Genomic DNA, 21,206 nt, shown 5'->3' on the forward strand with positions numbered 1-21,206 from the left:
ATGGCATCGAAACTGGACACCTACCGCCTCCTGGGCCGGTCCGGGCTGCGGGTTTCCCCGCTCGCGCTGGGCACGGCGACGTTCGGCACCGAGTGGGGCTGGGGCGCGGAGAAGGCCGAAGCGCGCAAGCTGTACGACACGTACGTCGAGCGTGGTGGCAACTTCATCGACACCGCGAACACCTACACCGACGGCAGTTCCGAGCGGCTGCTCGGCGAGTTCACCCGAGACGACCGCGAGCGCCTCGTGCTGGCGACGAAGTACACGACGCTGCGCCGGCCCGGCGACCCGAATTCGACGGGAGCCCACCGCAAGAGCCTGACGGCGTCGGTGGAGGCCAGCCTGCGGCGGCTGAACACGGACTACCTCGACCTGCTTTACCTGCACGTGTGGGACTTCACGACGCCGGTGGAGGAGATCCTGCGTGGTCTGGACGACCTGGTCCGCCGTGGCACGGTGCTGTACGTGGCGATCTCGAACGCGCCGGCGTGGGAGATCTCGCGCATGCAGGCGATCGCCGACCTGCGCGGCTGGTCCCCGCTGGTGGCGCTGCAGGTCGAGTACAACCTGATCAACCGGGCGGCGGAACGCGACCTGATCCCCATGGCCCGCACGATGGGGCTCGGGGTGACGCCGTACTCGCCACTGGCGGGCGGGGTGCTGACCGGGAAGTACCGCGCCGGGGCTCCGTCGGGAAGCCGGGAGAGCTTCAACGCCGGGCTGGGCATGGTGACGGAGCGAAACCTGGCGATCGCCGACGTCGTGACGGAGGTGGCGGGCGAGCTGGGCCACACGCCGGCGCAGGTGGGACTGGCCTGGCTGCTCCAAAACCCGGCGGTGACGGCCCCGATCATCGGCGCCCGGACACCGGAGCAGCTGGAGGGCAACCTGGGAGCACTGGAGGTCGAGTTCACGGAGGCCCAGCTGGCGAGGCTGGAGGAGGCAAGCGCGATCGACCTGGGCTACCCCCATGACCTCCTGGCAGGCGACCACATCCGAGCGGTGATGCGAGGCGAGATGAAGATCGAAGCCCGCAACTAGGGAGGAGTCGGCTCGGGACCCCGAGAGAACAGCTGGGTGGTCATCCCGTCGCCTGAGGCCGGTAAATCACTTTGAGCCAGGCCCGCAACCCACAGACCAAAGGTGAGAGAACAACGCAAGCTTGCGGGCCTGGCTCAAAGTGATAGGCCTCGTTCAGGCGACGGGATGACCACCCAGCAACCCACCAGCCAAAGAGAGACGACAGCGGAGGCCATCCCAGAGCCTGCCCGCCCGGCGAGGGCATCTTTCAGGGATCTGCCCAAGGTGAGGGTCTGTTGCGACCGCTCAAGGTGAGGGTCTGTTGCGACCACCCAAGGTGGAGGCGACCACCCAAGGTGAGGTCGACCGCCCAAGGCACGAGCAACGACCGCTCACCGAGACGCCGGAACCGCTCATCGAAACAAACCGAGACCCACCGGAACCCGCATCTGCTCCGAACCGTCATAGTGTCATAAGTAACACAATCGGCCCAACGGGCGAATGACTATACGTAGCAAGACCGCAGAGGAAGGCAGTCCGGTGTCCGGTTCAGGAGTCGAGCTCACCCACCGCGCGATGGCGATGCTGAAGGCGGTGGCGGCGGGACGTGCGCAGATGTCGTGCAGCTGCGAGCCCGACCTGTTCATCGACGGATTCGCGTGCTGCGATCAGATGACGGCCCACGCGCTGGCCCACGGCGGCTACCTGCGCCCCGCCGTCGAAGCCGCCACCGGCCGGGTCCCGGCCGAACTGACCGAGGCCGGGCGCGCCGCGCTGGAGATCACCGTCGCCGCCTGAGCAGCTGCACGTGCGTCACGCACGGTCGCGGTTCGCTCAGGTGTTCGATTCCGGCTCGCGCCGGGTGAGCACCCGGGCCTCGCCTTCGGTGATCGCCACCGTGTGCTCGGAGTGGGCCGTCCGGGAGCCGTCGGCCGAGCGGATGGTCCAGCCGTCGGGGTCGTAGACGATCCGGTCGGTCGTGCGCGCGAACCAGGGTTCGAGCGCGAGCGTCAGGCCCGGCCGGAGCTTCATCCCGCGGCCGGGGGTGCCCTTGTTGGGCACGTGCAGGTCCTCGTGCATGGTGCGGCCGATGCCGTGCCCGCCGAACTCGGTGTTGACCGGGTAGCCGTACTCGGCGGCCACCGCCCCGATCGCCGCGGAGATGTCGCCCAGCCGGTTGCCGGGGCGGGCCGCGTCGATCGCCGCTTCCAGGGCTTCCTCGGTGGCGCGGACGATCCGCAGGTCCTCCTCGGCGGGGGTGCCGACGATGACCGTGCGCGCCGAATCGGCCGCCCAGCCGTCGATGCTGACCGCGAGGTCGGCGGTGAGCACGTCGCCGTCGCGCAGCACGTAGTCGTGCGGCAGGCCGTGCAGGACCGCGTCGTTGACTGACAGGCAGATGACGTTGCGGAACGGGCCCTTGCCGAACGACGGCGCGTAGTCCCAGTAGCACGACTCGGCGCCGCGCCGCTTGATCATCCCGCGTGCGTGGTGCTCGAGGTCCATCAGGTTGACGCCCACGTCGGCGAGCCGGCCGACCTCGGTGAGGATCTCGGCGACGAAGCGGCCGGTCACGTGCATGCGGTCGACTTCCGCAGGCGACTTCAGTTCGATCACGAAAACCTCGCGTCCCCAAAGGTCGGTATAGTTATACCGGAACGGTAGCACGGTCCCGGTATAGGAATACCAGTCCGGTGCGAAGGGTCACGAAAGCCCGCCCGACCTGGCAGGCTTGAGCCATGGCGGAACCCCCACCACCGGTCGACGACGAGGCGACGGTCTTCCTCCCCAGCGAGCTGCGCGGCGCCCACTGGCCGACGCGGGACCTCGACCTCTCCCGGCGACCCTACGACGAGTTCGCCACGCAGATCGTCGCGCGGCCGCCCGCCTCGCCCGTCACCGCCGGCCGCGGCGAGGGTGCCGGTTCGTCGCTCGCCCGCTCGAGCGGCCGGATGGCCGTCGCCTCGACCGTCAGCCGGATCACCGGGTTCGTGGCGAAGCTGCTGCTCGCCGCCGTTGTCGGCACCGGGGTGGTCAACGACTCCTTCACGGTCGCGAACACCCTGCCCAACATCGTCTTCGAGCTGCTCTTCGGCGGCGTGCTCGCCAGCGTCGTCGTGCCGTTGCTGGTCCGCTCCCAGGACGACCCGGACGGCGGCCGCGCCTACACGCAGCGGCTGATCACGATGGGGCTGGTGCTGCTCACCGTCGGCACGGCCGTCGCGGTGGCGATCGCGCCGCTGTTCACCACGCTCTACGTCGACAAATCGTCTCCGACGGCCAACCCGGGGCTGACGACCGCGCTCGCGTACCTGCTGCTGCCGCAGATCCTCTTCTACGGCCTTTTCGCGCTGCTCTCGGCGATCCTCAACGCGCAGAACGTCTTCGGCCCGCCGGCCTGGGCGCCGGTGCTGAACAACGTCGTCGTCACCGGCACGCTCGTCGTGTTCGCCGTCGTGCCGGGGGAGCTGACGCTCGACCCGGTCCGGATGAGCGACCCGAAGCTGCTGGTCCTCGGCCTCGGCACCACGCTCGGCATCGTCGTGCAGGCCGTCGTGCTGATCCCCGCGTTGCTGCGCACCGGGTTCCGGTTCCGCTGGCGCTGGGGCTTCGACCCGCGGATCAAGGAGTTCGGCGGGCTCGCCGCGTGGATCCTCGGCTACGTCGTGGTCAGCCACGTCGGGTTCGTCGTCACCACCCGCGTGCTGACGCACGGCAGCAGCGGCGGCGTCACGGCCTACAGCTACGCGTCCCTGCTCTTCCAGCTCCCGTACGGGATCCTCGGCGTTTCCCTGCTGACCGCGTTGATGCCGCGGATGAGCCGGGCCGCCGCCGACGGCGACACGGTCTCGCTCGTCGGCGACCTCTCGCTCGCCTCCCGCATGTCGACGGTGCTGTTCGTGCCGATCTCCGCCGTGCTGGCCGTCGTCGGCACGCCGGTCGGCGTCGCGATCTTCACCTGGGGCCGCGGCACCCTCGAAGACGCCGAGCGGCTCGGCCAGACCCTCGCCGTCTCCGCCGTCGGGCTGCTGCCCTTCGCGCTGGTCATGTTGCAGCTGCGGGTGTTCTACGCGATGAAGGACGCCCGCACGCCCACGCTGATCATGCTCGTGATGACCGCGGCCAAGATCCCGTTGCTGCTGCTGTGCCGCGAGCTGCTCGACGGCGAGCACGTCGTCTACGGCGTGATGCTCGTCAACGGCGCCGGGTTCGTCGTCGGTGCCGTCCTCGGCCAGGTCTGGCTGTGGGTCCGGCTCGGGCACCTGCGCAGCAAGCGGTCCCTGCGGGTCGGGCTGATCACCCTGTCGGTCAGCGCGCTCGGCGTCGGGGCCGCGGTGCTGGCCGGCTACGCGGTGCCCGGCTCCCTCGGCGCGATCGGCGCCGCGTGGGTGAAACTGCCGGTCCAGACCTTGCTGGGGATGGCCGTCCCGTTCGGCTTGCTGGCACTGCTGAAGCTCCCGGAATTCCGCCCGGTGACCCGGCGCGTGGGCGGTCTCCTGCGGCGGTTCGCGCCTCGTTGACGACTACGGCCACCGAGGCGATCCGGATGTCTCGAAACGGTAACGAGACCGCTGCGATCAGCGCGTTTACAATTCCGGCGCGGCTTTCTACTATCCACCCGGATCAGTCATGGGGTGGAGGTCGTGCATGACGCGCAGGGCGCGCAGGCGGCGGGACCGGGTCTCGGTCGACGAACTGCTGCAGCAGGCCGGGGTGCGCCCGCGGCGACCGGGCTCGCGCTCGGCCGAGTCGGCGACCCGGCGCGACCCCGGTGAAGAGCCGCGCGGCGCGGCGGGCCGGCTCGCGCTGGCGTCGGCGGTGCTGGTGGTCCTGGGCGGCCTGGTGGTCGTCCTGGCGTCGCGGCCCGAGCCCGTTCCGGGGACCACGCAGTTCCCGCAGCTGCAGCCGGCCACCGGCGTCCCGACGTCGACCGCGGTCGCCCTGCCGACGAGCACGACCACGCCGTCCCCGGTGGTGATGCACGCGCGCAAGACGCCGACTCCGACCCCGACGGTGACGGTCGAGCTGCCGCCGTCCCCGACGACCACGGTCACGCTGCCGTCGCCCACCTGGGACTGGGGCGGCTGCTCGCCCTACGGCTGCCGTCGCGACGGCACGCCGGTGCGCTGACGGGAAAGCAGGAGGTACGTGCCGGCGGCGAGCACGAACCCGGCGGCGAAGGTCAGGTCGCCGGTGCCGGGCACCGCCTTCGGGATCGGCGCGGTGTAGAGCGCCTGGTTCGCGAACAGCCCGACGGACACCACCAGGCCAACGAGGAACGCGGTGAACCCGGCGACGTTGCGGTGGCCCTTGTCAGCGAGCAGGTCGCCGAACTCCGTGCCGCGGCGCAGGTGGTGGTCGGCCAGCAGCACGCCGAGCCACGGCCCGATCCAGTAGGCGATCACGAGCAGGAAGTTCTCGTACGCGTGCCCGGCGTCGGCGAGCCCGAGCCAGGCCAGCACGAACCCGACCGCGCCGAACGCCAGCGCGACCGCGGCGCGGCGCCAGGCCAGCGGCAGCCGGACGCCGAGCGCGAGGAAGGCGAGCGCGCCCGAGTAGACGTTGAGGACGTTCGCGGCGACGGCGCCGAGCGCGATCGCCAGCAGCGTCGCGGCGGCCAGGAAACCGGGCAGGTGCCCGGTGAACGCCGTCGTGGGGTTGTCGTCGGCCGGGCCCGCGATGGTCGTCGAGGCGGCGCCGACGAGCATCAGGACGGTCGTCGACAGGAACAGGCCACCGCCGGCGTAGAGCCCGATCGCGCGCGGTGACGCGGTTTTCGGCAGGTAGCGCGTGTAGTCGGCGGCGTAGGGGTTCCACCCGGCGGTGTAGCCGAACGCCGTCCCGACGGCGAGCAGGAAGCCGCCGACGCTGCCGGAGTTGGTGGTGGCGCCCGCCTGCCCGAAGACGACCACGCTCGCGACGGCGAACACGACGGCCAGGACGGCGAAGACGTACTTCTCGTACGCCTGCACGAGGTTGTGCCCGAAGAAGGCGATGACGATCTGCAGCGCGACGATGAGCACGAGGCAGGCGAGCGTCGGCAGCCCGGTGAGACTGGCGAGCGCGAAGGCGCCGCTCACGCTGTTGACGGCGAACCAGCCGATCCCGGCCATGACCGACATGAGCGCGGCGGGCAGCAGGTTCCCGCGGTAGCCGAACGCGGCCCGCCCGAGCACCATCTGCGGCACGCCGTAGCGCGGACCGCGGGCGCTGAGGACGCCGTGGGCCACGGCGCCGAGCCCGTTGCCGACGACCGCGGCGAGCGCGGCCTGGGTGAAGGAGAGCCCGAAGGCGGTGACGGCGAGGACGCCGACGAAGACGGTGGCGAACTCGAGGTTGGGGGAGGCCCACGTCCACGCGAGCTGCCGGGGGGTGCCGTGCCGGTCGGCGTCGGCGACGGGCTCGACCCCGCCGGGCTCGACCGCGACGACCTTGTCGCCGTAGGAGGGGTGCTCGGTGCTCGTCATGCGAAGACGGTAGGCGACGAAGATTTCCGCGGTGTGACGGTTTTCCGTCCCGGTCACCGGGACGGGCCCGGTACCCGGCGAAGGCCCTCTCACCGGCCCCGATGCCGGTGAGAGGGCCTCCGACAGCCCCACTACGGGTCTCGCGTCAGCCGGCGTACCCGGCGACGATCTTCGTGAACGCGTACTTGTCCTGCGTGATGCCGCTGCACTCGCCGCCGCCGCTGCAGTCGCGGTTGGTGGCCCAGAACGTGAAGCGGGCCAGGTGGTGGCTCGTCGCGTAGCTGCGGATGGAGTTGAAGTTCGCCACCGTGACGGTCTCGCCCGCGTTGTCGGTCTTGCCGTTCATCGAGGAGAGGCCACTGTGCCGGTAGGCGGTGTCGTCGTTCCAGCCGAACGTCGTCTTGAGCTGGTTCTTCAGCCCGTCGACCGCGGACTTCGTCAGGGCGGCCATGTCACCGCCGCTGGAGAAGTCGAACGGCATGACCGACCAGACGTCGACCGGCGCGCCGATCGCCTTGGCCTGGTTGATCAGCCGCTTGCCCCACGAGTCGGGGCCGGTCGTGGTGGTGCCGATGGTGATGACGACCTTCAGGTTGGGGTTCTTCTGCTTGGTCAGCTTGACCGCGCCCAGGATGCGGTCCTGGACCGTGTTGTTCTGGAACTCGTCGGTGTTCTCGATGTCGAGGTCGATCGCCTTGAGGCCGTAGGCGTCGATCACCTTCTGGTACGCGCCCGCCAGCGCCGAGGCCGACGTGCACTTCGAACCCAGCTTCGTGCCGGACCAGCCGCCGAAGGAGGGGATCACGTCCCCGCCCGCGTTGCGGATGTTCTGGATCATCGTCTTGTCGGAGCCGGTCAGCGACCGGCTGCCGTCCCACTTCGGGTTGCAGGTGCCGTCCGACAGGACGAACGCGAGGGTAAACGCTTTCACGCCGGTCGCGGACATCGCCGCGGTCGGGCTGGTCTGCCCGCCCCACTGGTACAGGTACGGGGATGCGAGCACCGGGTCGACCGCGGCCATGGCCTGCGGGGCGAGCCCGACCGCCGTCGCCATCGCGGCACCGGCCGCGAGCGCGAGGGTCACCAGACGGCGCACTGGGTGCATGGGGGTCCTCCAATGTTGCAAGGTGGAGCACCTCCGGTTTGAGGCGGCGGGATCAACCCGGGAGGAGCGGTGTGTGCCACCACACAGTGGACTAGACCAATGTTGCGTGTCAACCCTTCCGAGGTCGGAAATATGACTTACGGTGCGCGCACGGCTCCGGTGTGTCGGTGGTGTGAGATTCCCCTGAAGGCGGAGTGACACCGCCCGCCATTCCGGCTACTTTGCCGAAATGGTGGGGGATTCGGTCGCCGCCGGCGGAGGGCGCCGCCCTGGCCGGTTCCTGCCCGCCGTCGTGCCGCGGCGCTGGGCGCTGTGGCGGCTGCCGCGCCGCGGCCAGGTCCTCTACCTCGTCACCATCGACGTCCTCGCCGTCGCCGCCGCCGTGCTGGCCGCCGTCCGGTTCCCGCCGCTCGCCGCCATGCTCACGCCGTTCGCGGTGCTCCTGGCCGGCATGCTCGGCTCGGCCGAGCTCGCCAGGACCGTGGAGCGCCACCGCGAGGACACCCTCCTCGGCCCCGGCGTCGACACGCCGTGGATCTTCGCCGGGGTGCTCGTGCTCCGGCCGGGGTTCGCCGTCGCACTGGTCGTGCTCTCCGCGCTGCACCAGTGGTTCCGGGTGCGCAGAAGACCCGGCTACCGGCAGGTGTTCGGCGCCGCGGCGACGGCGCTGGCCGGTCTCGTCGCCGGCGCGTTCCTCACCGCGACCGGTGTCCGCCCGTTCGGCGAGGTCCTCGACGCCCGCACCGTCGCCCTGCTGACCCTCGCCGGGGTGGTGTTCCTGGCGGTGAACGCCGCGCTCGTCACCGCCGCCGACGGCCCCCGCCGGCTCCGTGCCGCCCTTCCCGGCCACGCCTTCGACGCCGCGATGACGGCGTCGGCCCTGCCCCTCGCCTGGGCCGTCGAGTCCGCGCCCCTGCTGGTTCCGCTGCTGGCCGGCGCCACCGTCGTGCTGCACCGCGGCGGGCTCGGCCACGGCCGCCGCGACCACGTCACCCTCGACCCCGGCACGGGCGTGCTGACCGCCGCGTCCTGGCGCGGCGCCGCCGAAGCCGAACTGGACCGGCTCGGCCGCCACGGCCCCGGACAGGCGGTGCTGGTGCTCGACCTCGACCACTTCCACCAGCTCAACGACCGCTACGGCGCCCGGGTCGGCGACGCCGTCCTGCGCGCGGTCGCCGACACGCTGCGCGACGAGGTCCGGGCCGCGGACCTCGTGGGCCGGTCCGGCGGCGAAGAGTTCGCGGTGCTGCTGCCCGGCACCGGCCGCTTCGACGCCATGGCGATCGCCGAGCGGATCCGGCTGCGCGTGGCCTCGACCTTGGTGGCGCTGAAGGCTTCCGGCGACGGCCCCCAGTTCGTCGGCGTGACCGTGTCGATCGGCGTCGCGGGCTGCGCGCCCGGAGCGGAGCTGGCGGACGCGCTGCGGGCGGCGGAAGCGGCGGTGCTGCGCGCGAAGGCGGCCGGCCGCAACCGGACGATCTGCGCCGAACCGGGGTCGTGAAGTGCCTCAGGCGACGGTGATCGCGGTCAGCTTTTCGCGGAGGTAGTCCGACGCGATCACTTCCGGGTACGTCGTCCGGCCCAGCGGCGGGGCCAGCGACGTGATCCGCGCGTCGTGGTCGGTCTCGTAGAAGAAGATCAGCGACACCAGGTCCTCGTCCGGGGCGGCGGCCGCGGGCGGGAGGACGCGGTGCCGCGTCGACCGCCAGCGATCGCCCGTCCAGCGGGCCATCAGGTCGCCGATGTTGACCGTGAAGGCGTCGGGGTGGAACGGCGCGTCCTCCCACTCGCCGTCGGCGGTGTAGACCTGCAGGCCGCCGAGGCCGGCCTGGCGGTCGAGCACCGTCACCGTGCCGAAGTCGGTGTGCGGCCCGATCCGGAACTGCTCCGGCGCCGGCGCGCCGACGTGGGTCATCGGCGGGTACCAGTTGATGTTGAACGTGTAGGTCGGGTGCGCGGTGTGCCGCGTGAAGTGGCTCTCGGCCAGGCCGAGCGCCGCGGCGAAGATCTCGAGGAGGTGGTCGGACAGCGCGCGCATCCGGCGCATGTACTCCGTCGCCGTCTCGGCGAGGCCCGGGACCTCGACCGGCCAGACGTTGGGCTGGAACCAGAACCCGTCGACCTCGGCGACGCCGACGCCGAGGTCCGCGCCCGCGGAGAACGACTCCTTCAGGTCCGGCGGGGTCTCGGTGCCCTCGGCGTAACCGTTCGCCTCGACGCCCGGCGGCAGCCAGCCGCGGCCGCCGACGGTGACGGCGTAGCGCTGCTTGACGTCCTCGGGCAGCGCGAAGAACTCCCGCGCCAGCTCACGCGTCCGGCGGCGCAGGTCGTCGGGCACGCCGTGCCCGGTGACCAGCAGGAACCCGGACTCCCGCAGCGCCGCGTCGATCCGCGTCGCCACTTCGGCCCGGCCCTCGGACGTGCCCGCGAACCACGGTGAGAGGTCCACGAGCGGAACGGTTGACGGCATACCGGCTCCTCAAGCACTGTCCTATTCGGACTTTTCGACCCCGATGTCTTCGAACCACAGGTCCGGGCGCGCGGCGATGAACTCCGTCATCAGCGCGGTGCACGCGGGGTCGTCGAGCAGGGTGATCTCCACGCCGAGCCCGGCCAGCCAGTCGTGCCCGCCGTGGAACGTCGCCGCCTCGCCGATGATGACGCGCCCGATCCCGAACTGACGGACGAGCCCGGAGCAGTACCAGCACGGCGAAAGCGTCGTGACCATGATCGTGTCGCGGTAGTGCGGGCGGCGGCCGGCGTTGCGGAAGGCCGAGGTCTCCGCGTGCATCGACGGATCGTCGTCCTGCACGCGCCGGTTGTGCCCGCGGCCCAGCAGCGTGCCCGCGGTGTCGAACAGCGCGGCCCCGATCGGCACGCCACCCTCGGCTTTGCCCAGCTCGGCTTCTTCACGGGCGACAGCCAGCAGGGCGTCCGGGTCGATCGGCATGCGTCACTCTTTCCGGCCGACCCGGTCCGTGGCAAGTGTTTGACGATTCAACTGCACCATCCGGCAGATCGCGGACGGAAGCTGTCCTCGATGTCTGGCACACTGCGTCCCATGTACGGGACATCGGAACGCCTGCTCAGGCTGCTGTCGCTGCTGCAGGCCCGCCGCGACTGGCCGGGCGCGGACCTCGCGTCGCGGCTCGAGGTCGACGTCCGCACGATCCGCCGTGACGTCGAGCGCCTGCGGTCCCTGGGCTACCCGGTGCACGCGACGCCCGGCGTCGCCGGCGGCTACCGGCTCGGCGCGGGTGCCGCGCTGCCGCCGTTGCTGCTGGACGACGACGAGGCGGTCGCGGTGGCGGTCGGCCTGCGCACGGCGGCGAACGGCACGGTCAGCGGCATCGAGGAGACGTCGGTGCGCGCGCTGGCGAAGCTGGAGCAGGTGCTCCCGGCGCGGCTGCGGCCGCGGGTGGGTGCCCTGGGCGCGGCGACGGTGTCGCTCCCGGGCGGCGGCCCGGTGGTGGACGCGTCGGTGCTGACGGCGATCGCGGCGGCCTGCCGCGACCACGAGCGGCTGCGCTTCGCCTACGGCGACCACGCCGGCACGGAGTCGGAGCGGTCGGTCGAGCCGCTGCGGCTGGTCCACACGGGACGGCGCTGGTACCTGGTCGCCTACGACCTGGACCGGGCCGGCTGGCGCACGTTCCGCGTGGACCGGATCGCGGGGGTGCCGGCGCCGAGCTTCCGGTTCACGCCCCGCGAGCCGCCGGCCGAGGACCTGGCGGCGTACGTGTCGCGCCAGATCTCGTCGGCGCCGTACGCCCACCAGCTGGTGCTGCGCGTCGCGGCGCCGGCGTCGGTACTGGCGGGACGGGTCCCGCCGACGACCGGCGCGGTGGAGCCGATCGACGAGCACAGCTGCCGGGTCCGGACCGGGGCGAACACCCTGGACACGGTGCCGTACTACCTGGCGCAGTGGGGGTACGACTTCGTGGTGGAGGAAGCCCCGCCGGGGCTGGTGGAGCGGCTGCGGGAGGTGGCCGAGCGCTTCGCCCGCGCGGTCGGCTAACCCGCTTCGAGCCGGACGCGATCGCTTTCGCCGTCGGACAAGAAGGCCGCCAGCTCGCCGCCTTCCCCGGTGACTTCACGGCGTTCGGTCCCGGTCAGTTTTCGCAGCGGCCGCACGGTGACGGTGCCGTTGTCGACCGTCCACGTCGCCGACACCCGGCCGTCCACGAGCACGACCCGCTCGCCGGCCACGGAGAGCCCGCGGTGGGCGTCGTCGATGACGCGGGTCCGGTCGTCGAAGCCGAGGATCGCGTTGTCGAAGGCCGGCAGGAACCGCACGGGCGCGGGCGTGCCCGGGTCGGGGCGCGGCGCGTCCGGCAGGTCGAGCAGCTCGCGGCCGCGTTCGTCGCGGAAGGCCACCAGCTCCTCGCGCACGGCTTTCACCGCCGCGGGCAGCCCGGCCAGGCCGGACCACGCGCGCAGGTCCGCCGTCGCCGCCGGGCCGTACGCCGCCAGGTAGCGCCGCACCAGCGCCCGCCCGACCGCGTCGCCGGCGTCGAGCGGGTCGACGTCGCGGCCCAGCCACGCCGTCAACGGCAGGTTCCGCACCCCGGCTTTGACGCGCCACAGGCCTCGCGGCGGCAGCTGCGCGACCGGGATCAGCGCGGCGACCAGCATCTCGCCGAGCGGCCGCGTGCCGGCGGACGGCCACCGGTCCGCGACCGCCCGCGCGAGCTCGCCCATCGACCGCGGCTCGCCGTCGGCCAGCACCTTCCGGCCCGCCTTCGCGAGCTCGTCGAGGTCGACGCCGTCGAGTTCGCGGCGGTACACGCCGAGGACGCGCTGGCGCAGCATGGCGTCGAAGCGCGTCCGCCAGGCCAGGACGTCGTCGGCGGTGACCAGGTGGACGGTCCGGCGCATCAGGTGCGTCCGCACCACGCGGCGGCCGGTGAGCAGGTCCGACAGCTCGGCCGGGTCGAAGCCGCGCAACCGCGACCACAGCCCGGTGAACGGTTCCTGCGGTTCCTGCGCCTGCAGGCCGCCGAGGTGCGCGACGGCGTCGTGCACGGCGAGGCCGGCGCGGTCGAGCAGGAGCTGCCGGGCGAGCGTCGCGCGGTTGAGGGCTTGGGTGCCGAGGACGGTCACGTCGACTTCTGCCCGTCGAGGGTCTCGCGAAGGATGTCGGCGTGCCCGGCGTGCTGCACGGTCTCGGCGATGACGTGCAGGACGGCCCGCCGCACGGTCCATTCGGTTCCCGGCCGGTTCCACGGCGCGTCGGGCAGCGGGTGCCGCACGGACAGGTCGGGCACCGTGCGGATGACGTCTTCGCTGCGCTTGGCGACGTCTTCGTAGCGCGCCTTCACGGCGGCGAGGGTGTCGCCGGGCTGCATGGTGAATTCGTTCTGGTGGTCGATGGCCCACTGCGGGTACTCGCGCGCGGTCCCGGCGGCCAGGTCCGCCCAGGTCACGCCGTCGGGGAGGTCGAACCGCATGGCCGACGGCCCTTCGACGGCGAAGCGCAGCCAGTTCTCTTCCATCGAGGCGACGTGTTTGACGAGTCCGCCGAGGCAGAGAGCGCTGACGGTCGGGGTGGCGCCGGCCTGTTCGTCGGTGAGGCCTTCGGTGGTGGTGAGCAGGGTGGCCCGGGCGGTCGCCGGCTCGGCGACGAGGTCTTCGCGTTCGGTGCTCATGCGACCAGCGTGTCAGAGATGGCGGACAGGGAGTGTCCGCTATCGGGACACGATCGAGTGCGCTCACCCATCGTCTCGCGCCTCGGCCGGGCGGGGCTCGCTCGCGAGCGTCCGCACTACGGTCGCTCAGCCGGTGACCAGCGCACCCGGCTGCGGCACGCCGAGCATGCGCAGCACGAGGCCGCCGTACTCCTTGCCGAGCGCGGCCGGGGTCTGGCGGGCGCGCTCGGTGTACCAGCGGGCGACGTCCACGCCGAGGGAGAGCACCGCGCGGGCCGAGATGTGCGGGTCGGACACCGTGAAGACGCCGTCCTCGACGCCGTCGGCGATGACCTCGCGGACGATCCGCTCGATGCGCCGCCGCAGCTCGGCGACCACGGCGAACTCCTGCTCGGGCAGGGCCTGCAGCTCGTACTGGACGACCCGGGCGACGGTGTGGCGCCGTGCGTGCCAGGCGACGAAGTCCTCGACGATGAGCCGGATCCGTTCGACGGGATCGGACTCCTTCGCGACGACGTTCTCGACGAGCGCGAGGGTCTGCTCGTGGCCGTACCGGCTGATGGCGAAGAGCAGCGCGGCCTTGGAGGGGAAGTGCACGTAGAGAGCGGCGGGGCTCATCCCGGCGGCTCCGGCGATGTCCCGCGTGGTGGTGGCGTGGTACCCGCGCTTGGCGAAGGCTTCCACCCCGGCCAGCATCAACCGGCGAGCGGTCTCGGGCTGCACGTCCGGCCACAGATCGGCCGACAGCGACATCGTCATCCGGTGATCCTCCCAACCGCACCGCCGGGGATGGCCGGCTGTGGTCGTGCCCATTGTAAGCGGGCGCTAACCTGAGGATCTGCGGGAACCATCCCGTAAACGGGGATGACATACCGAAGATCCTCACCCGGGGCACCTCGCGTCGCCGTCGCAGGGTGTGACCGTCCCAATCCGCTGCGCCTCCGTCGCGATGCTCTGGCCGCCGGCTACCTCCCGCCGAGCGGTCATCCGTCGGGCACGTCGCCGAGAGCCACCAGCATTGGCCGGTCTTACCACCGAGGACCCGATGGCTCCGCTCCGCCGCAGTGCGACGGCATCTACGCTCAGGCTGATACGGGATGCCAGGATGGCTCCGTCATCCAACGACGTTCGATCGTGTTGCCGAGCGGGATGAGGCCGTAGTCGAGCAGCCATTCTGGTCCGCTCGCCGGTTCGGCGTGGGTCCTGTCCCAATTGGAGGGAGATCGGGCGTCTGCATCTCGACCGGGATGCGGATCGGGTGTTTCGCGAACTCCTTCTCGAGCTCTCGCTGCATCTTCCTGATTCCCTGCTTGTCGATGCCGCTGCCGGCCATCTTGGCTCTCCTCTTCAGGCCGATGTTGCGCACGACCCTACGCCCGGCCTCCGACAATTCCGGCGCGACGCACGAGGAACGCGGTTGCCGCGGGCTGCCAGCTCTGAGCGTACTCGACATCACGAAGACGCGTTGCGTCGCGACCACCGAGCTGCAAGGGGCAGGAGACCGACGACTGGCGGGTTTCGTCGCTCGAGGCATCGCACGTGGCGACGAATTCGCCGCCGCCGGCGACGAGGACGATGTCGGCCTCGTCGCCGGCGATCGGCTCGGATGCGCGCTCGACGAGGCCGAGGCGCAGTGCGGTGTGGAGGTGAGCTCGTACCCCAGAAGCGAGCCGAAGTGGGCGTAGACATCGCCACCCGAGCGGCGGCTCCGACCGCGATGGCCAGGACGTGCGTCCACGAGGTCATCCTGCTGTCCCTCGCTCGTGCCGCTGGGTCCGCAGGCCGCGGGTGGACGGCCGGGATGCCAGGGCCTTACCTGACGCAGTGGATCTCCTGCGGGGAACCGCTTTCCCCGGGCCGGGTCTCGATTTGCACGAACGAGTTCGCCAGGAGCTTCGCCCCGAGCTGCGACACCTTGTGCACTGCACCCGAGGTCAGCCGGACGGTGGTGATGAGCCCGGCGTCCCGCAGCGCGGTGGCGTGCTGGGAGGCACTGGCGAGCGAGGTGTGGACCGCGCCGGCCAGCTCGGTGGTGTTCAGTCCGCAGCTTCCGCCGAGGACGGAAAGAATGGTCGCCCTGGTGTGCCCCATGAGCTTTTCGAGCGACGGCGGCGCGGAGGTCCCGCGCGAGAGCGCGGAAAACCAGCCGGGGGCGTGCCGCACGGGGTAGACCAGCACGGGCGCCGCACGTGCGCTGGCCAGCGTGATGGGACGGCGCCAGCAGAAGAACGAGGGGATGAGGGCGAGGCCGCGGCCTTGGAGGCGCAGGTCCTGGTCCGCCGGGTAGGGAACGTGGAGTGTGTTGTCCCGCCAGGTCGAATCGCCGAACAGTTCGCGCAGCACGCCCTCGATCCCGCACGAGACCAGCAGCTCGGCAACGTGCTCCCGGCTGGTGTGGATGTGCGCCCGGATGGCCGGCCAGTACGGCGCGAGCGCGGTGCTGTGGTACTCGCGAATGTGGTCCGCCAGCAGCGGCAGGGGTTTTCGGTCGCCGCGAGCCATGCTGTGCGCCCACCGGGGGAGCCGGGTTTCCCTGGCCAGCATCGTGAGATCCGCACGGAGGTCGCGCGCGTCGGTCTCCACCAGCTGGTCAAGAGTCGTTTCGAGGTCGTAGGCCGTGGTCGGCGGCGTGAGGAAGTCAGGCGAATATCCCTTCGGCCGGGCGAGCGCCGTCAATATGGCGGTCGACGCTGGCAAGCTGGCTTTCGTTTCGCGGCGCCAATCTTCGAAAACGTGGTTTCCTTCCTGTGTCTGTAGTTGGTGCAGGCTCAGGAGTACTTCCCACAATGGGTGCGGTTCCTGGTGCACTTGGATGCGTGCCAGATCGTCTGCGGTGAAATGAATGCGCAGCAATTGTTCTGCCCCCCGGGTATGCAATGTGACGTTTGTGCGCCTGTCGTCACGGACTTTGCCTTGTTAAAGGGTCAAGTTAGGCGAATTCGCGCAAATTGACAAGTTCGTATCGAGGAAGGAACGGCTCGGACCGGTTGCATCGTGAGGTAGCCCGGCCTCGAGTGCCCAATGCTCCAAACGGTCGAACCATGCCCGGCCGGCGGGGTGGAGGACCTGGGCCGAGCGCTCGGTTTCAGTCTTGCGTGAAGGTGGTTGCCCGCGGTGTCCGGTGGTCGTAAATTTCGGTCGTCCGGCCGATTCCGGCAGTTCGACCCACTGGCGAAAACTGGAGGAAGTACCCCTATGCTCAAGACGATTGCGGCCAAGATCGGCGCCGCCACTGCGGTCGCGGCCACCGCGGGAGCCCTGCTCCTCGGCACGTCCGCCCCGGCGTCCGCCACCGAGCAGAGCCCGGCCGGTACGGCGGCTGTCTGCGGGTATTACGAACAGGGGTTGCTCAGCTATTACAACCACTGCGGTTCGACCAACGTCCAGATCCAGGTCACCTACATCGTCGGATCCGACGAATTCAAGTGCGTGACCCCGGGCATCACCAAGCTGGGCTACAACGCGACCAACGCCTGGTACACCGGCAACCTCTGCTGATTCCGCGGAACCGGCCGGTTTCGTACACCAGTTGGTGCACGGACCCGGCCGGTTTTCTGTATTCCGAGAGTGCGTTTCCAGAGGAAACGTATCACGACGCCGTAAACGGGTTCCGGGAACCGGGCGCTTCGTCAGGGCCGGCGCGACCGCGATTTGCCCGGCGACCATTCCGAACAGCGGTGACGAACGAGAGTGGGGAGCTGCCCCCGGTCGGCCGGCACCGGCGGTCAGTTCGCGATGGCCCAGCCGCCGATGGCGACGACCTTGCCCACATACCCCTCCCGGATGTCGTTCCGGGCATCTGCGTGCGCAGCCGTCGAACCGACCACTGTCACGACCGAACGGGGCCGGCATCGCGGCGGCGATGGTGCCCGATAGTCGTCGTGCGATCAAAGAAGACCTCCAGGTGGCTGCAGGCAACTGCGGGACCCGGGAGAACACCTCGCGGCTTCCCTCATGCTCCTCACGGGACTGCCGACAGCCTGGCGTCATGGGCTGAAAGAAACCTCAAAGGCGGTTTCGGCTGAGTTTGAAACTGGTCGCAGGCGTTCCACCGCATCTTGCGGCGCTGGTCCGGTGCCGGTTGTGAGTCACCGCTGCAAGCGCCGGTGGGGCACCCGGTGTGGAGCGCGCGTTAAGGCGGACGGGGTGGCAGCCAGCCGTGCGCGGGCGGCGGGGAGCAAGCTTTCAGGCATCAGTGCGGTGTTCCCGGCTGGGGGACCGCAGTGAGCCGCTTGAGCGGGAACGCGACGGTCGCGTCGGAAAGGGTTGTGGAAGCGGCCGACACATTCACCGAAACCACGACGTTGGCGGGCGCCTGCGGCCACGGCGGTCAACAGCCCGCTCCGGGGTCCGTGCTGCGTCCGTGCAGCTCGGAATCCACGGCGACCGGTGCCTACCGGCGCCGTTCATTCGGTTGCCAGGAGACCGGCCGAGTCGCTGCCGTCTGATCGGGTCGCCGGGCCGATGATGTTTACCTCAGCTCCTGCCACACCGGGTGGGTGTAGTCGGGGTCCTGCGTGCGTGGCTCAACCGGCTGGCCACTTCCGCCTCGGCGACAGTCGCGCCGTGCTCGCGGTAGAGCGTCAAGGCGTGGAACTGCTCGACCGCCTCGTTCTCGTGTCCCGTCAGCCGGCTGATGTCACCGAGTGTGCGCAGCGCGTTCGCCTGCCCGGTGGGGTTGTGGTGCCTGCGCTGCAGGGAAAGCGCTGCGGCGCAGTGGCTGCGGGCGGTGTGGTGGTCACCCAGGCGGGCCGCCTGCCAGGCGGCTGCGTTGAGGGCGTGCGCTTCCCACACCGGCCGATCCGCCGTGCGGCACAGCCGGACCGCTCGGATGGCGTGGTCAAGGGCCAGCCGGTCGGCGCTGCGGTGACCCGGTTGTGGGGTAGCAGGCACCGACGGTGTCAGGGCCGATCTCCCGCTCGATTCACGCGATCGGCGCAGTGATCGCTCTGCGTGTGAGCACTCGCTCGCCGGGCGGCGAAGGCCTGACGGCGCCCCAACTACACCGATGAACCGCTATGGATGTCCAGACTCGACGAGGTCCGAAGGGGACTTCCTCGCAGCCTTCTGACGCGCCGGGAAACCTTCGCCGGGGCGTTCGCCTCCGGGAACTCGCCCGGCTGCGGCGGTCCGCGCCGCCTCCCGGTGTGGGCCTTGCCGGTGACGCACGCCGGCGGAGGGATCCGCGCTATCCGTCGCCGTGTGCGCTGCTCGAGGCCCGGCTGGAATTCGTTACATCTCGCGGCTGTCTCGATCGCACTACCCAGGCGGAGAGTCGCTGATCCGCCCGGGTGATCACTGTGACACGGAGGTGTGGTTAGCGCGTGCAGGAGTAACTCGATCGTTGAGATTGGCGAACAATCGGAGGACGTGTGACTACGTATTGTCACGCGCGCCGCCGAGGTGACCCCGACACCGTGGAGGACGATCAGATGAGCGTGCGCCAGCCTCTGTTCGGGATGGTGGCCTATCGTCCACGGCACGGGCGCGAGCAGCGGTGGCGATGGTGGCCGCTGCTGAGGCTGCTCGCCGTCGTGATCGCGGTGCCGGTCGCCGACACTCCCGCCGGCGTGCTCGTGGTGAGCGTGGTCGCGGGCTTCGTGGCGCTGTTCGCCGCACTGCGGTGGCGGTGGATCCGCGCGCAAGCGAAGCTCGCAGAGATCCTCGAAAGCGAGCTGTCCGAACGGCCGACCTGACGCCGCGCAGCCCGGCTGCCTCAACGTGCCGTATCGGCTCGGGGTGACGATGGCACGGCCGGTTCGCTCGCCGCCGGCGGAGTCCGCCCACACTGTCTTGCTTCCGGCTGCGCGGTCGATGACCCCCCAGGCATGGGCGATCTTGTCGACGATGAGCATGCCCCGGCCACCAGGCCGTTCCGGCGATGACGTCGCGAGAACGGGGTGGACGGTGCTGTTGTCGTCGACTTCGATCCGGACCCGGCACGGCGCGGAGGTATGACTCATCCGCACTTGCAGGGGGCCGTGGCCGTGGTCGTAGGCGTTGGTCACCAGTTCGGTGGTCACCAGCAGAACGTCCCCCAGGTGGTCGTCGTCGACCCGGGTGAGGGTGCGGGAGGCCCAGCGCCGGATCTCCACGAGGGCCGGGGCGGTGGTTCCCCGCATGTCCAGAGACCACACCGGCGGAGCGGCGCTGCGTGTGCTGCTCGAATCGGGCATGACGACTCGGCCTTTCCGGCTCCGGCGTCTCGCTGCTGAAGACGGCTGCATTTCTGCGTCACCCCGGCCGTGTCGGCTTCAATCGTCGTCCTCCGACGAGGTGTTCGCGGTGCCAGGTCGACCGCGTGGCCAGTGGTCGAGGCGGCGTCTGACCGGCTTGCGAGGCAGGCCAGGCTGCGCTTCGCACTCGGATCCCGGCTGGCCGGCTGCGGCTTGGCCGGTTGCTTCCCATTCGTGCGAGATTCACACCGATCGGTCGTCCGACCGGAGCCACCGGAACCGATCACGGTCCGGTGCCGGTAGTGCCGCAGTCATCGATCGAGTTCGCGGTGTCGCTGCGTGAGCGTGTGAGCGACTTCGGCCAGTTTGACGTTGAGTTCTTGAGAGGTTCGGCGGAGGATGTCGAACGCTTCGTCGGCGGACACTCCGCGCCGGTTCGCGGCAGGTCGGACTTGCGGTCCGGGAGCAACGTGGTGGCCAGCAGCGAACCGTATCCCATGGCCGCCGAGCGGGGCCCGAACTCGGGGAACGACGGTGAGTTGGCGAGGTCGTCGGTCAAGCTGTGGCCGGGTCCGTCGTGCCGGGCGGCCTCCAGGCAGCGGTGTGGAATTCCCCGTTCGCGGCGCGCACGGTGATGCTGACCAGGTCGGCGCCGGGAACGATTCGCAGGGCCGCGTGCACCACCCGGTTCATCGCCTCCTCCAGCTATCGGCGTCCAGCAGAGTCGCGGCGAGGGTGCTGAATCGCCGTGCGAGTGGCCCGTCCGCCGCCACGCCGCACCGGTCCCAGTCTGCACCGGGCGGCTCCGCGCAGAACGCGACCCGATCGGCTTCCCAGTGGTCGTCGGTCTGCTCGTCGATCTCGGTCAATCGCGCCTCCTTTCACCGCCTGGGCCGTCTCGACGATCGTGGCGTGACTTGCCAAGGTGCGTCTGTTCAGCGCAGCTGTAGGCGGTAGCCCGGGATCAGACGGGTGCCGTGTGCAGTGAGGGTTACCCACACTGAGCCGGGACGCAGATCGGGTTTCACGTCGGCGACGATTCCGTGGCCGGGGTGGTACCGGCCGCCGGTCACATCGACGAGCGCACCGGTGGGGAACGCCTCCACACCGGGCGAGCCGTCGGGTATCAGGGGCAAAGGTTCTCGTGATGTGCTCATCTGCTTCTCCAACGGGCGGGGTGGCACGGGCTGGGTTCAACTGTCCGAGCCATCACTGCCCTGAACCGGAGTCTTAGGGCGTGTCTGACAATGGTTTGGTCCAGGTGATCACGGCGTGAAGGACGACTGCTGATCGGTAAACGGTGGCGAGCTTGTCGTAGCGAGTGGCCAGGCCCCGCCATTGCTTGAGCAGGTTGAAGCGGCGTTCGACGACGTTGCGGCCGCGGTAATCGACCGGATCGAAGGCGGGCGGTCGTCCGCCGCGGGAACCGCGGCGTTTGCGGTGCCCGACCTGATCAGCCGGCTCGGGGATCACCGCGACGATCCCGCGGTCACGCAGATGCCCGCGGATCGCCCGCGAGGAGTAGGCCTTGTCACCTCGAACACGCTCAGGCCGGGTCCGGGCTCGACCATGCCCGACCCGACGGACCGCCAGGTGCCGCATCAAGTGCGGGAACATCGGGGAGTCCCCTGCCTGACCGGGACCGACCAACGTCACCAACGGTCGGCCGTTCCCGTCAACGAGATGGTGGACTTTAGGGCGTGTATCGAAGTCGGTCAGAGCCATTCGTCGATAGCTGCGATGTGGATGGTGGCTTCGTAGCGGACGGCGAGTTTGTCGTAGCGGGTGG

At 70.4% G+C, this 21,206-nt stretch carries 22 protein-coding genes and 1 pseudogene; 9 read left to right on the forward strand and 14 right to left on the reverse strand.

The genetic code is table 11. From position 1 onward, the window contains the following. The gene (locus tag ACWEVP_RS17845; RefSeq protein WP_452063615.1) at positions 1 to 1,041 is read left to right on the forward strand and encodes an aldo/keto reductase; all 1,041 of its coding nucleotides are present in this window, start codon (positions 1 to 3) and stop codon (positions 1,039 to 1,041) included. A gap of 519 nt (positions 1,042 to 1,560) precedes the next feature. Then, on the forward strand, positions 1,561 to 1,818 hold the full coding sequence (locus ACWEVP_RS17850; RefSeq protein WP_086672410.1) for a hypothetical protein: 258 nt from the start codon (positions 1,561 to 1,563) through the stop codon (positions 1,816 to 1,818). Positions 1,819 to 1,854: 36 nt separating this feature from the next. On the opposite strand, the gene map is transcribed toward ACWEVP_RS17850, so the two are convergent. Then, entirely contained in the window at positions 1,855 to 2,637 is a 783-nt protein-coding gene (gene map / locus ACWEVP_RS17855) for a type I methionyl aminopeptidase (RefSeq protein WP_452063616.1), read from the reverse strand. A 122-nt stretch (positions 2,638 to 2,759) separates the two neighbouring features. On the opposite strand from map, the gene murJ reads away from it, so the two are divergent. Both murJ and ACWEVP_RS17865 read left to right on the forward strand, forming a co-directional pair. Further along, positions 2,760 to 4,541 carry a murein biosynthesis integral membrane protein MurJ gene (murJ, locus tag ACWEVP_RS17860; protein ID WP_452063617.1) on the forward strand — a complete coding sequence of 594 codons (1,782 nt, stop codon included), beginning with the start codon at positions 2,760 to 2,762 and terminating at the stop codon, positions 4,539 to 4,541. A gap of 127 nt (positions 4,542 to 4,668) precedes the next feature. After that, positions 4,669 to 5,151 carry a hypothetical protein gene (locus ACWEVP_RS17865; protein WP_452063618.1) on the forward strand — a complete coding sequence of 161 codons (483 nt, stop codon included), beginning with the start codon at positions 4,669 to 4,671 and terminating at the stop codon, positions 5,149 to 5,151. Here ACWEVP_RS17865 and ACWEVP_RS17870 read toward each other — a convergent pair. Both ACWEVP_RS17870 and ACWEVP_RS17875 read right to left on the reverse strand, forming a co-directional pair. Further along, positions 5,115 to 6,488, reverse strand: coding sequence for a purine-cytosine permease family protein (locus ACWEVP_RS17870; protein WP_452063619.1), 1,374 nt, complete (start codon positions 6,486 to 6,488; stop codon positions 5,115 to 5,117). The two genes, ACWEVP_RS17865 and ACWEVP_RS17870, sit on opposite strands and share 37 nt — an antisense overlap. A 145-nt stretch (positions 6,489 to 6,633) precedes the next feature. Continuing rightward, complete coding sequence (locus ACWEVP_RS17875) at positions 6,634 to 7,593, reverse strand: chitinase (RefSeq protein WP_452063620.1); 960 nt, start codon at positions 7,591 to 7,593, stop codon at positions 6,634 to 6,636. Positions 7,594 to 7,822: 229 nt separating this feature from the next. Here ACWEVP_RS17875 and ACWEVP_RS17880 point away from each other — a divergent pair, with 229 nt between their 5' ends. Then, positions 7,823 to 9,094 (forward strand): diguanylate cyclase, encoded by a 1,272-nt coding sequence (locus tag ACWEVP_RS17880; protein ID WP_452063621.1) that lies wholly within the window; start codon positions 7,823 to 7,825, stop codon positions 9,092 to 9,094. Positions 9,095 to 9,100: 6 nt separating this feature from the next. Here ACWEVP_RS17880 and ACWEVP_RS17885 read toward each other — a convergent pair whose 3' ends face one another. Continuing rightward, a complete protein-coding gene (locus ACWEVP_RS17885) occupies positions 9,101 to 10,063 on the reverse strand; it encodes an isopenicillin N synthase family dioxygenase (RefSeq protein WP_452063622.1) in 963 nt (320 codons plus the stop codon). A 21-nt stretch (positions 10,064 to 10,084) separates the two neighbouring features. Next, positions 10,085 to 10,543 carry a nucleoside deaminase gene (locus ACWEVP_RS17890; protein WP_400881582.1) on the reverse strand — a complete coding sequence of 153 codons (459 nt, stop codon included), beginning with the start codon at positions 10,541 to 10,543 and terminating at the stop codon, positions 10,085 to 10,087. A 111-nt stretch (positions 10,544 to 10,654) separates the two neighbouring features. Here ACWEVP_RS17890 and ACWEVP_RS17895 point away from each other — a divergent pair, with 111 nt between their 5' ends. Continuing rightward, positions 10,655 to 11,611 (forward strand): helix-turn-helix transcriptional regulator, encoded by a 957-nt coding sequence (locus ACWEVP_RS17895; protein WP_452063623.1) that lies wholly within the window; start codon positions 10,655 to 10,657, stop codon positions 11,609 to 11,611. Here ACWEVP_RS17895 and ACWEVP_RS17900 read toward each other — a convergent pair. The 3 genes from ACWEVP_RS17900 to ACWEVP_RS17910 all read right to left on the reverse strand — a co-directional run bounded on the left by ACWEVP_RS17900 (position 11,608) and on the right by ACWEVP_RS17910 (position 14,000). Beyond that, on the reverse strand, positions 11,608 to 12,696 hold the full coding sequence (locus ACWEVP_RS17900; RefSeq protein WP_452063624.1) for a winged helix DNA-binding domain-containing protein: 1,089 nt from the start codon (positions 12,694 to 12,696) through the stop codon (positions 11,608 to 11,610). The genes ACWEVP_RS17895 and ACWEVP_RS17900 overlap by 4 nt on opposite strands. Beyond that, the gene (locus tag ACWEVP_RS17905) at positions 12,693 to 13,241 is read right to left on the reverse strand and encodes a DinB family protein (protein ID WP_452063625.1); all 549 of its coding nucleotides are present in this window, start codon (positions 13,239 to 13,241) and stop codon (positions 12,693 to 12,695) included. Before ACWEVP_RS17905 ends, ACWEVP_RS17900 begins: the two co-directional genes overlap by 4 nt. Before the next feature lie 126 nt (positions 13,242 to 13,367). Continuing rightward, on the reverse strand, positions 13,368 to 14,000 hold the full coding sequence (locus ACWEVP_RS17910) for a TetR/AcrR family transcriptional regulator (RefSeq protein ID WP_452063626.1): 633 nt from the start codon (positions 13,998 to 14,000) through the stop codon (positions 13,368 to 13,370). A gap of 557 nt (positions 14,001 to 14,557) precedes the next feature. On the opposite strand from ACWEVP_RS17910, the gene ACWEVP_RS17915 reads away from it, so the two are divergent. Further along, positions 14,558 to 14,926, forward strand: a complete 369-nt coding sequence (locus ACWEVP_RS17915; protein WP_452063627.1) for a hypothetical protein — start codon at positions 14,558 to 14,560, stop codon at positions 14,924 to 14,926. Between the two features lie 127 nt (positions 14,927 to 15,053). On the opposite strand, the gene ACWEVP_RS17920 is transcribed toward ACWEVP_RS17915, so the two are convergent. Continuing rightward, on the reverse strand, positions 15,054 to 16,094 hold the full coding sequence (locus tag ACWEVP_RS17920) for an ArsR/SmtB family transcription factor (protein WP_452063628.1): 1,041 nt from the start codon (positions 16,092 to 16,094) through the stop codon (positions 15,054 to 15,056). Between the two features lie 342 nt (positions 16,095 to 16,436). On the opposite strand from ACWEVP_RS17920, the gene ACWEVP_RS17925 reads away from it, so the two are divergent. After that, positions 16,437 to 16,739 (forward strand): DUF6355 family natural product biosynthesis protein, encoded by a 303-nt coding sequence (locus tag ACWEVP_RS17925; RefSeq protein ID WP_452063629.1) that lies wholly within the window; start codon positions 16,437 to 16,439, stop codon positions 16,737 to 16,739. 978 nt (positions 16,740 to 17,717) lie between these two features. On the opposite strand, the gene ACWEVP_RS17930 is transcribed toward ACWEVP_RS17925, so the two are convergent. Beyond that, positions 17,718 to 18,035 carry a tetratricopeptide repeat protein gene (locus ACWEVP_RS17930; protein WP_452063630.1) on the reverse strand — a complete coding sequence of 106 codons (318 nt, stop codon included), beginning with the start codon at positions 18,033 to 18,035 and terminating at the stop codon, positions 17,718 to 17,720. Between the two features lie 623 nt (positions 18,036 to 18,658). Here ACWEVP_RS17930 and ACWEVP_RS17935 point away from each other — a divergent pair. Then, on the forward strand, positions 18,659 to 18,937 hold the full coding sequence (locus tag ACWEVP_RS17935) for a hypothetical protein (RefSeq protein WP_452063657.1): 279 nt from the start codon (positions 18,659 to 18,661) through the stop codon (positions 18,935 to 18,937). A 102-nt stretch (positions 18,938 to 19,039) separates the two neighbouring features. Here ACWEVP_RS17935 and ACWEVP_RS17940 read toward each other — a convergent pair. The 4 genes and pseudogenes from ACWEVP_RS17940 to ACWEVP_RS17955 form a co-directional block, all read right to left on the reverse strand. Beyond that, a pseudogene (locus ACWEVP_RS17940) lies at positions 19,040 to 19,468 on the reverse strand (ATP-binding protein); the annotation flags it as partial. Positions 19,469 to 19,728: 260 nt separating this feature from the next. Then, the gene (locus tag ACWEVP_RS17945; RefSeq protein WP_452063631.1) at positions 19,729 to 19,842 is read right to left on the reverse strand and encodes an ANTAR domain-containing protein; all 114 of its coding nucleotides are present in this window, start codon (positions 19,840 to 19,842) and stop codon (positions 19,729 to 19,731) included. A 264-nt stretch (positions 19,843 to 20,106) separates the two neighbouring features. After that, positions 20,107 to 20,286: a hypothetical protein gene (locus ACWEVP_RS17950; protein ID WP_452063632.1), complete on the reverse strand. Its 180-nt coding sequence runs from the start codon at positions 20,284 to 20,286 to the stop codon at positions 20,107 to 20,109. Between the two features lie 361 nt (positions 20,287 to 20,647). Beyond that, positions 20,648 to 21,142, reverse strand: a complete 495-nt coding sequence (locus tag ACWEVP_RS17955; RefSeq protein ID WP_452063633.1) for a transposase — start codon at positions 21,140 to 21,142, stop codon at positions 20,648 to 20,650. Between the last annotated feature and the right edge of the window lie 64 nt (positions 21,143 to 21,206).

This window comes from Amycolatopsis sp. NPDC003865 (assembly GCF_053605345.1).